Annotated in this window: 10 protein-coding genes; 4 read left to right on the plus strand and 6 right to left on the minus strand. The window is 71.8% G+C overall.

Annotation, left to right across the window (positions count from 1 at the left end):
• Window positions 1-32: 32 nt before the first annotated feature.
• The 4 genes from ACIBHX_RS18120 to ACIBHX_RS18135 form a co-directional block, all read right to left on the minus strand.
• Window positions 33-1,376 carry a hypothetical protein gene (locus tag ACIBHX_RS18120; protein ID WP_397068234.1) on the minus strand — a complete coding sequence of 448 codons (1,344 nt, stop codon included), beginning with the start codon at window positions 1,374-1,376 and terminating at the stop codon, window positions 33-35.
• A 25-nt stretch (window positions 1,377-1,401) separates the two neighbouring features.
• Complete coding sequence (locus tag ACIBHX_RS18125; protein ID WP_397068235.1) at window positions 1,402-3,045, minus strand: protein kinase; 1,644 nt, start codon at window positions 3,043-3,045, stop codon at window positions 1,402-1,404.
• Window positions 3,046-3,173: 128 nt separating this feature from the next.
• Window positions 3,174-5,462, minus strand: a complete 2,289-nt coding sequence (locus ACIBHX_RS18130; protein WP_397068236.1) for a serine/threonine-protein kinase — start codon at window positions 5,460-5,462, stop codon at window positions 3,174-3,176.
• 86 nt (window positions 5,463-5,548) lie between these two features.
• Window positions 5,549-6,187, minus strand: a complete 639-nt coding sequence (locus ACIBHX_RS18135; RefSeq protein WP_397068237.1) for a pyridoxamine 5'-phosphate oxidase family protein — start codon at window positions 6,185-6,187, stop codon at window positions 5,549-5,551.
• 36 nt (window positions 6,188-6,223) lie between these two features.
• On the opposite strand from ACIBHX_RS18135, the gene ACIBHX_RS18140 reads away from it, so the two are divergent.
• A complete protein-coding gene (locus tag ACIBHX_RS18140; protein ID WP_397068238.1) occupies window positions 6,224-7,639 on the plus strand; it encodes a PLP-dependent aminotransferase family protein in 1,416 nt (471 codons plus the stop codon).
• 43 nt (window positions 7,640-7,682) lie between these two features.
• Window positions 7,683-8,402 carry a hypothetical protein gene (locus tag ACIBHX_RS18145; protein WP_397068239.1) on the plus strand — a complete coding sequence of 240 codons (720 nt, stop codon included), beginning with the start codon at window positions 7,683-7,685 and terminating at the stop codon, window positions 8,400-8,402.
• Window positions 8,403-8,423: 21 nt separating this feature from the next.
• Here the strand turns inward: ACIBHX_RS18145 and ACIBHX_RS18150 are convergent, their stop codons facing one another.
• Both ACIBHX_RS18150 and ACIBHX_RS18155 read right to left on the minus strand, forming a co-directional pair.
• Window positions 8,424-9,533 (minus strand): DegT/DnrJ/EryC1/StrS family aminotransferase, encoded by a 1,110-nt coding sequence (locus ACIBHX_RS18150; RefSeq protein WP_397068240.1) that lies wholly within the window; start codon window positions 9,531-9,533, stop codon window positions 8,424-8,426.
• Window positions 9,530-10,567, minus strand: coding sequence for a GNAT family N-acetyltransferase (locus ACIBHX_RS18155; RefSeq protein ID WP_397068241.1), 1,038 nt, complete (start codon window positions 10,565-10,567; stop codon window positions 9,530-9,532). Before ACIBHX_RS18155 ends, ACIBHX_RS18150 begins: the two co-directional genes overlap by 4 nt.
• 200 nt (window positions 10,568-10,767) lie before the next feature.
• Here ACIBHX_RS18155 and ACIBHX_RS18160 point away from each other — a divergent pair, with 200 nt between their 5' ends.
• Together ACIBHX_RS18160 and ACIBHX_RS18165 are read left to right on the plus strand one after the other, a co-directional pair.
• Complete coding sequence (locus ACIBHX_RS18160; protein WP_397068242.1) at window positions 10,768-11,799, plus strand: phosphotransferase family protein; 1,032 nt, start codon at window positions 10,768-10,770, stop codon at window positions 11,797-11,799.
• Window positions 11,796-12,545 carry an SDR family oxidoreductase gene (locus ACIBHX_RS18165; protein WP_397068243.1) on the plus strand — a complete coding sequence of 250 codons (750 nt, stop codon included), beginning with the start codon at window positions 11,796-11,798 and terminating at the stop codon, window positions 12,543-12,545. The genes ACIBHX_RS18160 and ACIBHX_RS18165 overlap by 4 nt, the downstream gene beginning before the upstream one ends.
• Window position 12,546: the final 1 nt, after the last annotated feature.

A 12,546-nucleotide genomic window follows, 5' to 3' on the forward strand; every position in this document is an offset into this window, starting at 1 on the left:
AGCGTAGTAAAGAACCGGTTTGATATGCAGCGTCAGCACTTGTAGGTGAAGGTGGCCTTGTCGTCCAGCTGGGGCCCCGGCGTCGTCACCGTGAGCGTGGCCGTGGCCTTGACGCTGCTCTTGCCCTTGAGCGTCCACCGCAGCGGCACCTTGTAGACCGTCTGGCCAGAGGTGGCGCGCAGGGTCTGCTTGACCACCTCCTTGTCCAGGTTCTTGTGCCATTCGTAGGCGATCTCGCCGGCGCCGCCGTTGGTGACGATCGTGCCGGTGACGTTGACCGAGCTGTCGCAGCCCTGCGTCTTCTTGGGCGCCGCCACGTCGATCGACTTGATCGCCAGCTCCGGCGCGCTGCCCAGCCTGAACCAGGCCAGTAACGCTCCGGCCATGATGAGGGCGAACACCGCCGCCGCGATCACGGTACGGCGCCGCCTGGCCCGGGCCGCCTTGGCCGCCCGCCCACCGCGCCGGGTGGTGAGCTGGTCACGGCCCTCGCGCCAGATGCGTTCCGCGGTGGTGCCCAGCAGCGGCGGCTCCGTGGTCACGCCTGGACCGAAGTGCACCGCATGGTCGGGGTTGGTGCGGCCGGGCACGTGCAGCAGCGTCACGATGTCGCCCTCGTCGCGTTCCATCACCTGCTGCCGCGGCGCGGCGAACGCGGACCTGCCACGCGCGGCCTGCGCCAGCCCGTCGCGGCTGATCGCGCCGCCGGGCAGCGCCTCTCGCCCGGCCAGCAGCGTGTCCCTGGCGGCGGCCAGACCGCGGGTGCTGGCGGCTGCGGCGGCCCGCTCGAACAGGTCGGCGGACCTGGGCGCGCCCGGCGCCGTGGCGGCAGCCAGCCCGCGAGCCAGCGCCGCCCACGCCGTGGTGTCGCGCTCGAACGAGGGCGCCTGGCCCCGTATCGCGTCGGCCAGGCCGCGCTCGGACAGCAGCGCGGCGCCGTCCACGGCGACCACCACCGTGCCCGGGTGCACCGAGCCGTGGGCCAGCCCGGCCGAGTGCAGCGCGAGCAGCGTCTGTGCGGTCTCGACCAGGATGGCCGCCGCGCCGCCGGGATCGACCGCGCCCGCGCCCATCAGGTCCGACAGGGTCGGGCTGACCGCCTGGTCGGTGAGCAGCCAGACCTGGTCGCCCGCGGCCACCACGTCGGCCACCCCGATCAGGCCGCCCAGCCCGCCCTGCGCCAGGCGCTGGTCGGCCAGGACCGCGGCCACGACGCGGTCGCGCACTCCGGGCAGCGCGATGATCTTCGAGTCGAAGAGCAGCGCGCCGGCCCTGCGTCCGTCGGGCGTGATCGCGTCGATCCAGTTGCCCAGCTCGGTGATCCAGGTGTGCTGGGTCAGCCGGAATCCGGCGATCCCGTTCCTGTCGTTGTCCATCCCGCCGTTGCCCCCCGGACGCCTCTCAGCGCTTCCTACGGTGCCGTCCCGCCATCCGCCGTTTCACCGCAAGTGTGACGGGAACCGCGCCCGACGTCACCAGTCCCAGCGCCAGCAGGCCGGCGGGGACCGTCTCGGGGCTCGGCGTCGGGGTGACGGTGGGCGTCTCGCGGCCCGTGGGCGGCGTCTCACCCGACGGGCTCGGCTCGGTCGTCGAGGGCGGCGGCGAGGAGGCCGAGGGCCTGCCCGTGGGCGGCGTCGGGGTCGGGGTGGGGGTGGGCGCGGCGGAGGTGGACGCGCCGGGCTCCCTGGTGCCGACCTTGCCGGTGATGTCCGGCTCGGGGGTGTCGCTCGGCGTCGGCTTCTTCGTCGAGGTCTTGCTCGGCTTGGGTTTGGGCGTCCTGGTGGCCGTCTTCGACGGGCTCGGGGTGGGCGTGGCCGTCTTGGTGGGCAGCGGCGGCGGTGCGGCGCTGCTGGTCGTGGGGCCGGGTGTCGGCGTGTCCGACAGGGAGTCGGTGGGCGTGGGCGTCGGCGCGTTCTCCGAGGCCGGCTCGTCCGTGGGCGCGGCCGCGTCCGTGGCGGGGGCGGCGATGCTCGGTGTGGCCTGGGTGGTCTGCGCCTGCAACTGGGCCTTGTGGCTCACGGAGTTCACCAGCACGATCGCCACGGCGACCACCGCGCCGATGCTGACCGTGCCCACCACGATCTTCGCCGACAGCTTGGCGAGCAGCTTCGAGGGCTCGCCGAACGTCGTCTCCGCCAGCGAGCTCTGCACTTCGGCCGGAGCATCGGGCGACGTCGGGAACAGCACGAGCAGCAGACCGGCCAGCCGGGCCAGTCGGCGGCGCCCCCGCTCCTCCCAGTCGGCGCCGTACGCCTCGGCGGCCACCGCCTCCAGCTCGGTCAGGAACGCCTCGGCGGTCGGCGGCCGCTCGGCGGGGTGCTTGGCCAGGCCGCGCTCGATCAGGCCCTGCAGCGGGACCGGCACCTCCTCGACCGGCGGCGGGGTGCTGTGGTGCTGGCGGGCCAGCGCGGCGACGTTGGCGGCCCGGTAGGGGCGCGTGCCGGTCAGGCACTCGAAGAAGACCACGGTCGCCGCGTAGACGTCGGTGGCGGGCGCGGCCGGGGAGCCCGTCCACTGCTCGGGGGCCATGTACGGCGGGGTGCCCGCGGCGTTGGCGCCCTGCCCGGCGCGGACCGCGATGCCGAAGTCGACGAGCTTGCTGGTGCCGTCGCCCTGGACGATCACGTTCTCCGGCTTGAAGTCGCGGTGCACCACGCCGATCGCGTGCGCCGCGGCCAGGCCCTTGAGCGAGCCCTTCAGCACGGTCAGCGCCGCCTCGGGACCCGTGGGGCCCTCCGACCTGAGGACCTCGCGCAGGGAGACGCCGTTGACCAGCTCCATCACGATGGCCGAGCCCTCGCCCGACTCCACGTAGTCGATCAGCTGGGCGTTGTAGGGGGTGCGCATCGTGCCCAGCAGGCGGGCCTCGTGCCGGAACCTGGCCACGAAACCGACGTCGGATCTGAGCTGGTCGGCCAGGTACTTGATGGCGACCTCGGCGTCGTCGTGGTCACGGCGAGCGAGCATGACGCGCCCGGCGGCTCCGGTGCCAAGCTCCCTGACCTCGCTGTACCCGGGGACCCTCCACTGCCCATCACCGTGCATCAACGGTCTCCTCTGGAGTCGTCTGGGCCCCCACCCTGAACAGACGGACCGTAGCTTAACTGGCAACAGCCCTTTCCCGCCTCGTTCCCCGGATAAGTCGAGAAACCGGACATTCCCCTGTCAAGCCATCACCCTGGGCTGTCACCGCCGGAGTCCTCCGGCGCGGGGGTTTCCGACTGGCAGTCGGGCAGGTTGCCGACGGCCGAGTCGGAACCCGAGCCGGCCGCCGGGTTGGTGGCGGCCACCATGCGCCAGGCCGAGCCGCAGGCCGCCGCGTCGAAGTTGTGCGCCACCTTCTCGGTGTAGGACGTCTGTCCCGACAGCGTCATGGTCTCGGTGGCGGTCCGCCCGGCCAGCGTGAACGTGACGCTCAGCCGTACGGCCTGGTCGTTGTCGGTGGTGACGGCGACGACGGCGACGGCCAGCCCGCTCGCGGTCACGGCCGAGCGCGCGATCGACACCTTCTGCACGCCCGCGGGGCAGTCGACCTTGGTCTCCGCGGAGGCGTCCTTGCCGCCCGCGGTCAGCCGCACCGACACCGTCGCGCCGTGCGGGCAACTGGCGAAGGTGTGCGTGAACGCGGGGGAGTAGGCCGTACTCCCTGACAGGGTGGCGGAGCGCGAGGCCACGCGGTCGCCGTTGACGAGGAACGCGAGCGTGAGCGGGACCTTGCCGGTGCCGCTGGTCACCACCCGGGCCTGCGCCCGCGCGTTGCGCCCGGTGCCGTCCATGGAGACCGCGACGCTCAGCTTGGTCACCTCGGCCGGGCATTCGGGCACCGCGAAGGAGCCGCTCTTCGCGCCGCCGGGCGCCGTGGGCGCGGTCTTGACCGTGAGCGTCACGGTCTTGCCGCACGGGCGCTCGCCGAGGTCCAGGCTGAGCGTGCGGGAGTAGGACTTCGCGCCGGCCAGCTTCAGCGTCTGCGAGCGTACGGCCTGCCCGCCCACCGTCCACGTCGCGGTGGCGGTGACCGCGTCGGTGCGGTTGGCGGAGAACGCGACCGTGCCGGAGGCCAAGCCGTTCGCGTCGACCGTCACGCCGCCGACCGACAGGTCCGACACGGCCAGTGGCGGCGGCGCGGGCGTGGTCGGGGGAGCGCTCGTGGGCGGCTTGGTGGTCGGCGGTTGCGTGGTCGGGGGCTGGGTGGTCGGTGGCTTCGTGGTGGGGGGCGCGGTCGTGGGTGGATGGGTCGTCGGGGGAGCGCTCGTGGTGGGCGGCTTGGTCGTCGGCGGCTGCGTGGTGGCCGGGGTGGTCGAGGGGACCTCGGCGGCCAGCGACGGGGTGATGGTCGGCGTCACCACCGTCTCGGGGGAGACCTCGGGGTCTGTGGGGCCGACCTCGGCGGCGCCTCCCGTGGAGTGCGTGGGCACGGCGGCCGCCACGTCGATGGGCGTCGCCCTGCGGTTGTAGTTGGCCAGCACGACCACCACGACCACGGCGATCGCGACGGCCACGGACACGCCCGCGGCCAGCCGTACCGCGTTGTGCCGCATCGCGCGGAACACCGTGCGGAAGAAGGAGGTCGTCACCTCGGCGGTGGTCGGCGGCGTCCGCGGCATCGGCAGCAGCAGGCCGAGCAGCAGCACCAGCGCGGCCAGCCGGCGGCGTCCGCGCTCCTCCCAGTCCTCGCCGTAGGCGCCGCGGGCGGTCTCCTCCAGCTCGGTCACGAACGCCTGCGCGCCGGCCGGACGGTCGGCCGGGTCCTTGGCCAGCCCGCGCATGATCAGCTCACGAACCGGCTCGGGCGCGTCGTGCGCCGGGATCGGCGCGTGCAGGTGCTGGTAGCCCAGCACGCTGGGCTCGGTGGAGCGGTAGGGCCGGTGCCCGGTCAGGCACTCGAAGAACACCGCGGTCGCGGCGTAGACGTCCGTGGCGGGGGAGGCGGGCAGCCCCTCCCACATCTCCGGCGCCATGTACGGCGGCGTACCCTCGGGATGCGAGACGGTGCCCTGCGTGACCGCGATGCCGAAGTCGACGAGCTTGCTCACGCCGTCGTCCCTGACCAGCACGTTCTCCGGCTTGTAGTCACGGTGGACCAGGCCGAGCCCGTGCGCCCTGGCCAGGCCGAGCAGCGAGCCCTTCAACACGACCAGCGCCGCCTCGGGACCGGTCGTGCCGTTCTCGCGCAGCAGCGCACGCAGCGAGACGCCGTTGACCAGCTCCATCACGATGGCCGCGCCGTAGCGGTCCTGGATGTACTCCCACAGCGTGGCGATGTGCTGATCCCGCAGCGTCACCAGCATCCTGGCCTCGGCCTGGAACCTGGCCAGCGCCACCGGGTCGGCACGTAACCGCTCGTCGAGATACTTGATCGCGACCTTCACGCCCGTGTCGTCGTGTACGGCCAGCACGACTCGCCCGCTCGCCCCCGTGCCGAGCTGCCGTACCTCCGTGTAACCCGGGGCACTCCACTCCATAGCGATCTCCCATCAGGAGTTCGGCCCACCTGATGAGACGCAGGATCTAGGAGAAAGGTTGGCCAGGTGGTTCCTGAATTATGGAACTACTCACGAGCCGCGATGTGAACAGGCATCTCGATGCCATCTTGGAGCACGGGATCGGGCTCCGGCGCTCCCCATGCCGTCACCAGCGGCAGCACCCCGGCCCACACCGGCAGCGCGTAGTCCTCGTCCTCGTCCTCTGGCGCTCCGCCGCGGATCTTCACCGACGCCTCCTCCAGCGACAGCGCCAGCACGGCCGTGGCCGCCAGCTCCTTGCGGGAGGGCTTCCTGGCGTAGTCCCACTGCCCCGGCGCGAGCTGGTCCGTGAGCGCCCGCAGGCCGTCCAGGCGCTCGGCCTCGTCGGTGACGAGCCTGGCCGTGCCGTAGATGATCGCGGAACGGTAGTTGACGGAGTGGTTGAAGATCGAGCGGGCCAGCACGATGCCGTCCACGTGCGTGACCGTGACGCACACCTCCGTGCCGTCGCCCGCCCTGAGCGACTTGGCGCCCGTCGAGCCGTGCAGGTAGAGGGTCTCGCCGATGCGGCCGTAGCCGGTCGGGATCACCATCGGGTGGCCGTCGAGCACCACGCCCAGGTGGCAGATCAGCCCGGAGTCCAGCACCTCGTACAGGTCGGTGCGGTCGGTGCTGCCGCGGTGCTTCTCGCGGCCGAGGGTGGTGCGGGGCGTGGTGGAGAGCATGTCACTCACGGTAGTGAGACAGTGGACCTATCCTGTATGGCCACTATTGACCGCTTTCCGGAGACCACTTCCGTGCACGACCTGCCCGTCACCCTGTCCCGCGAGTCCTCCGTGCCGCTGTCCACCCAGCTGGCCGACTGGCTGCGGGCCGCCATGCACTCAGGAACCCTCGCACCCGGCGAGCGGCTGCCGTCCTCGCGCGGCCTGGCCGGGCAGCTCCAGGTCAGCCGCACCGTGGTCACGGAGGCGTTCCAGCAGCTGTACGCCGAGGGCTGGCTCGAGGGCCGTCACGGCTCAGGCACCTACGTCGCCGCCGTCGAGGTCTTCACGCCCCCCGCTGAGCGTTCCCACCCCCGCCGCGCCGGCAAGCAAGAGGTACGGCGGAGCCAGGCGGAAGCCATCGACCTCATCCCCGGCAACCCCTGGGTGCGCGACTACGACAAGGCCGCGTGGAAACGCGCCTGGCGCAAGGCCGCCGACCTCCCGCCGGGCGCCAACCCCGACCCGTACGGCCTGCCGTACCTGAGAGAGCTGCTGGCCGGCCACCTCAGGAGGGCCAGGTCCGTGGCCGTCGGCCCGGAGAACATCCTGGTCACCAGGGGCACCGGCAACGGGATGGACCTGGTAGCGCTGGCGCTGCTCGGCCCCAAGGCGCGGGTGGGGGTCGAGGATCCCGGCTACCGGGTGGCGCGCTCGGTGTTCGCGGCCCGGGGCGCGGAGATCGTGCCGTGCCCGGTCGACGAGGACGGCGTGATCGTGGACGGGCTCCCCGAGGACCTCGCGCTGCTCTACACCACGCCCGCGCACCAGTACCCGCTGGGCGGGCGGCTGCCGATCTCCCGCAGGGAACGGCTGCTCGCCTGGTCGCGGCGGACCGGCGCGATGATCGTGGAGGACGACTACGACGCCGAGTTCCGCTACGACGTGGCGCCGCTGCCCGCGCTCTACGGGCTCGACCCCGCGCGCGTGGTGCTGCTCGGCACGCTGTCGAAGTCGCTGGCGCCGGACGTGGGCGTGGGCTGGCTGGTCGGCTCGCCCGAGCTGCTCGCCACGATCGCGGCGCTCCGCGACGAGCTGGGCGACCGTACCAGCGGGCCGGTGCAGCAGGCCGTGGCCACGCTGCTGGAGAGCGGCGACCTGGACAGGCACCTGCGGCGGATGCGCCTGGAGTACGCCCGGCGCCGGGCCGTGGTGGTCGAGGTGCTCGGCAAGGTCTGCCGCCTGCACGGCGACACGGCCGGCCTGCACGTGCTGGCCGAGCTGCCGGACGCGCTGGTGCCCGGGATCATCGCCGCGGCCCGCGAGCGCGGCGTGCTCCTGGACTCCACCGAGCGCCACCACCACGACCGCGCGCGCCTGCACGGTCTGGTCATCGGGTACGGCTCTGCCTCCCTGTCGGAAGTGAAACGCGGCTGCCAGATCGTGGCGGAACTCATCAGCTCGATTGAGTAGTCGAGCGCTTCCCGCGGGTCCCACCGGAGTTCACCCTGAAGCCATGAAATGGTGGATATTGCTGGTTTCGCTGGCCTTAGTGGCCTTCACCGCGTGGCTGATCCTCTATGCGGGCGTGGCGCTGTCGACGCTGCTGTCGCTGGGTGTGGGCGCGATCTTCCTGGTCTGGCTGATCGTCCTGCTCACGGTCCCGTGGAACCTGTACTTCACGGCCCGGGGCGTCCTCAGGGAACTGCCGGAATCCCGTGCCCGCGGCATCGACGTTCCCGTCGAGCGCGACGTCGAGGCCGCCACGATGGCTCGGCGCCTGCTCCGCCTGGCCATCGGCGGGCACGTGATCTCCGCGGCCGCCGTCGCAGTGATCACCTACTTCGCCGGGGTCCAGCTCGGCTACTACTTCTCCGGCTTCTACCTGCTCGCCATCGCCTTCCGCCCGGCCGCCGCCTACTTCGCGCACGTCAGAGCCCGGCTGTCGGCGATGTCCGGCGAGGCGCACCACCCGCCGCTCGACGTCATCGAGCTGCGGGACCGGGTGACGCGCATCGACACCTCGGTCGGCTTCCTGCTGGAGGAAGCCGACCGGCTCCGCCGCGACCTGGCGCTGGTCAGCGCCACCACCGAGGCCGCCGACCGCGACCAGGGCCGCCGCATCGAGGCGATGGCCCGCCGCTTCGAGGAGACCGTCGACCGCGCCCACGACAACCAGGAGCTCATCACGGGTCTCAAGGCCTTCATCCGCCTCGTCCGCTCATCCTCACCCTGAAGGCTCTCCGCTTATGCGGCGTCAGGAAGGTGGGCTCAGCGTGCGCAGGACGGGGAGGGCGCGGTGGGCGTAGACGGGGTCGACCGGGAGGACGTGGCGGCACCAGTGCCGGGCGGGTCCCGGGTCGGGTGAGGCGACGACGAAGGCGGGGGCGTAGTCGTCGTAGGGCGGGTCGTAGAGGTAGCCCGTGGCGACGCCGCGGGACTCGAGCGCCCCGATGGCCGCGTCGCGGTCGTCGACCAGCAGCGGAACCCGGAAGAGCGGCTGGTCGAGGTGGTCGTGGACGGCGCCGGCGACCGTGGGCAGGCCGGCGAGCAGGCGTACCCCGGCCAGCCGCCGGGCCCGGTCGGCGGGCACCTTGGCCAGGCGGCGAGCCTGGTACCAGCGGGCCACCCGGCCGCGGCGCGCCCGGTAGTCGTGCAGGTCCGCCCGCACCCAGGCGTCCAGCGGCGGCAGCGCGGGGGCCTGCTTGAGCGCGACCTCCAGGGCGTCGGCCTGCAGCGCGATGCGGTAGCCCTCGCGCTCCTCCTGCATGCCGAGCGCGCGCATGAGCCGCAGCGCGGGACGCACCAGGTCGAGCCTCAGCGCCGCCTGGCGGGCCATCGAGGTGGCCACGGCGAACAGCTCGGCGCGCAGGTTTCCCGGCTCGAGCAGCCTGTCGCGCTCGCGCTCCAGAGCCCGCAGATCCGACAGCTCCGGTACGGCGAGCACCCCGCCCGAGCCGGCACCCGGATGCTTCGACAGGCTGAAGACCCCCGCCTGGCCGAACGTGCCCAGGGGCCGCCCGTCCACGGTGGTCTCCATCGCGTGCGCGACATCTTCGATCAGGATTTTTCCGGAGAAGGCGGTCGGCTGGTCGGGCAGGCCGTACAGGTTCGTGGTGAGGACCGCGTCCACCTGGGACAGGTCCACGCGGGAGGCGTCGATGTTGCCGTCGCGCGGCGAGACCGGCGCGATAACCGGCCGGAGCCCGGCCGCCAGCACCAGGAAGAGGATCTCGTCGGCCGAGATCGGTGACATGAGCAGCCGCTGCCCGGGCGTCGTCCAGTGGCGCAGCGCGAGGTAGAGGCCGAGCCGGTTGGAGGGCAGCAGCAGGCAGTGCCTGCCCGTGCGCTCCGCGAGGAGCCTCACGACTGCAGGGCGGTGCGCAGCCGGCCGAACGTCTTCAGCGCCCGGTCGGCGGTCCTGTGCAGCAGCGGGTTGGCCAGCACCGTGGCGCGGGTCTTGCGGACCGGGACGCGCAGCATCCAGTGGGCCCCGGCCCCCACGCTGGTGCGGGCCACGCGCCCCTCGGCGACCGCGAGCTCGCCGTTCTTGAGCTTCTCCTTGTACTCCTTCTGGCCGCGGCCCATGTCGATGACCTGGATGCCGGCGGCGGCGGCCTGCTCGGCCATGGCCAGGTGGTGGATGAGCCCGGGCGAGTACTTGGCGTAGCTGGTGTCGTAGGCGGGGAACCAGCCGGACAGCGTGGTGCGCGTGCGCAGCCCGAAGTGACCGGCGACGGGAAGGCCGTCGGCGTAGACCATGTCCAGGACGCCGGCGAACGACTCCGTCTGGGTGGCCAGCAGGCGCTCGACCAGCTCCACGATCCACTTGTGGGCGAAGCGGTCGGTGCGCCCGGTACGCCGGTACTGGTCGGTCTTCCAGCTCAGCAGCGTGTGCAGCGGCTCCTGGTCGGTGGTGGCGAAATCGTGACGGATCTCACCCACGTCACGCTGCAGCTTGCGCTGCTTGGCCAGGGTGGTCTTGTACGTCTTGCCGGAGTTGACGCGCAGCGACTCGGTGTACCGCTCGTAACCGACACGCAGGTCGATGATCGGCGACGGGTGCTTCTCGTAGCGGTCGGGCAGTAGTGGCTGCCCGGCGACCAGGTGGTCGAACTCGTACACGCCGAGCCCGCACTCCTTGATGAGCCAGCGCGCGTCGATCTCCGCGTCCTTGGCGTACACCAGTCCCTGGGCATCGGTGAGGCCTGCCGCCACCGGCTTTCCGATGCCCGGAAAATGTTGCTCAAAGGGAAAGAATCCGACGATGTCGGAGCCGTCGTAAAGCACCGCGACGCGGACCATGTCGCGCAGTTGGCCGACCGTGAGCGTGAACTCCGGAGACAGGAAGGGATTGTCGAAGGCGGGGTCGGCATCCTGCAGAGCCCGCCATCGGCTCACTTCGGGTTCTCCCAGCTCACGGGGGTGAGCAACTGTGACGCGCATGGGCTCCTACTGTCGGCATGCTTCCTCTGTACAGCATGCGGGCAGACGTGTATCCCCAGAGTAAAGGATCTCGTAGAGGGTTATGTGGTCGGACCAGGAACGTTACACAACTCTGAGGCTGTGTTAAGAACCGAGTCACGTTCTACTGTGTGTCCATGACCGTACCTGGGATTGACTGGCCGCGGCTGGTCACGTGGATGGCCGAGCACGTGCCCGAGGCGGGCGAGCCCCTGTCCGTCTCGCTGATCTCCGGCGGCAAGTCGAACCTGACCTACCTCGTCGAGGCCCGCGACCGCCGGCTCGTGCTGCGCCGCCCGCCGCTCGGGCATGTGCTGCCGACCGCGCACGACATGCGGCGCGAGTTCCGGGTGATCTCGGCGCTGGCCGGCACGCCCGTTCCCGTGCCCGGGCCGGTGGCCTTCTGCGCCGACGAGGACGTCATCGGCGCGCCCTTCTACCTGATGGGCCACGTCGAGGGCGAGACGGTGCGGACCCGCGAGGAGCTCGGCGCGCCGTCCCCCGGGGACACGCGGCGGCTGTCGGAGCGCCTGGCCGAAGTGCTGGCCGCCATCCACGCGGTCGACTACCAGGAGGTGGGGCTGGGCGACTTCGGGCGTCCCAACGGATACCTGGCCAGGCAGCTGGAGCGGTGGTGCCAGCAGTGGGAGCGGTCGAAGACGGCCGATCTGCCCGAGTACGACCGGTTGGTCGCCCGCCTGCGCGACCGGTTGCCCGCCTCGGGCGAGAGCACGCTCGTGCACGGCGACTATCGCTTGGACAACACGCTGGTACGGCTGGCGCCGCCGGAGATCCTGGCCGTGGTGGACTGGGAGATGTCCACCCTGGGGGATCCGCTCGCCGATCTCGGGCTCACGCTGACGTACTGGCACGACCCGGGCGACGACGAGCGGGCGGGGATCCCGGTGGCCGGGGACGTCACGCTCGCCCCCGGGTTCATGAACGCCGCCGAGTTCGCCGCGCACTACGCGAAGGTCTCCGGTCGCGACATTTCCGATCTCGGGTTCTACGTGGCCTTCGGCAATTTCAAGCTCGCGGTCATCGTGGAGGGTATTCACGCCCGGTTCCGTCAGGGTAAGACCGTTGGGGAGGGATTCGACCGCATCGGCTCCGCCGTACCCACGCTCATCGCCCGCGCCCATCGGATGCTCGGAGAGGACCTGCCATGAGTACTGTCGCACTGATCACCGGAGCGGCGAGCGGCATCGGGGCGGCGGTGGCGCGGCGGCTGTCGACGGGCGGCGCCACCTGCGTGCTGGTCGACCTCGACGGTGACGGCGCCGAGCGGATGGCCAAGGAGGTCGGCGGCACTTGGCTGCAGGCCGACGTCAGCACCGAGGAAGCCTCGCAGCGCGCCGTGGACCTGTGCGCGCAGCAGTACGGCAGGCTCGACCTGGTCCACCTCAACGCCGGGATCTCGAGCGGTGTGAACATGGACGCCTTCGACCTGGAGACCTACCGCAGGGCGGTCGGGGTGAACATCGACGGCGTGGTGTTCGGCATCACGGCCGCCAGGCCGCTGCTCAGGCGGTCCGGCGGCGGCGCCATCGTGGCCACCTCGTCGCTGGCCGGGCTGGTGGCCTACGACGGCGATCCGATCTACACGATGACCAAGCATGCCGTGGTCGGCCTGGTCAGGGCGATGGCCGTGCCGCTGGCCAAGGAGAAGATCAGGATCGGCGCGGTGTGCCCGGGCTTCACGGACACGCCGCTCGTGGCCGGGGCGCGGGAGATGTTCGTCAACGCCGGGTTCCCGCTGCTGAGCGCGGCCGACGTGGCCGCCGCGGTGGAATCCGCCTTCTATGCTGAGGAACCGGGCACCCTGCTCGTTGTACAGCCTGGTCGGCAGCCTGTCCCCTACAGGTACGCCGGGGTCCCCGGGCCCGCCGGCGGGCAGCGGCCGCCCTCGCCCTGAT

The organism is Nonomuraea sp. NPDC050536 (genome assembly GCF_044457685.1).
GTDB lineage: Bacteria > Actinomycetota > Actinomycetes > Streptosporangiales > Streptosporangiaceae > Nonomuraea.

Bases quoted from the DNA above. Each gene is read 5' to 3' on its own strand.
- ACIBHX_RS18125 (WP_397068235.1), bottom strand. From the start codon at position 3,045: ATGCACGGTGATGGGCAGTGGAGGGTCCCCGGGTACAGCGAGGTCAGG.
- ACIBHX_RS18160 (WP_397068242.1), top strand. From the start codon at position 10,768: ATGACCGTACCTGGGATTGACTGGCCGCGGCTGGTCACGTGGATGGCC.
- ACIBHX_RS18130 (WP_397068236.1), bottom strand. From the start codon at position 5,462: ATGGAGTGGAGTGCCCCGGGTTACACGGAGGTACGGCAGCTCGGCACG.
- ACIBHX_RS18120 (WP_397068234.1), bottom strand. From the start codon at position 1,376: ATGGACAACGACAGGAACGGGATCGCCGGATTCCGGCTGACCCAGCAC.
- ACIBHX_RS18165 (WP_397068243.1), top strand. From the start codon at position 11,796: ATGAGTACTGTCGCACTGATCACCGGAGCGGCGAGCGGCATCGGGGCG.
- ACIBHX_RS18135 (WP_397068237.1), bottom strand. From the start codon at position 6,187: ATGCTCTCCACCACGCCCCGCACCACCCTCGGCCGCGAGAAGCACCGC.
- ACIBHX_RS18140 (WP_397068238.1), top strand. From the start codon at position 6,224: ATGGCCACTATTGACCGCTTTCCGGAGACCACTTCCGTGCACGACCTG.
- ACIBHX_RS18145 (WP_397068239.1), top strand. From the start codon at position 7,683: ATGAAATGGTGGATATTGCTGGTTTCGCTGGCCTTAGTGGCCTTCACC.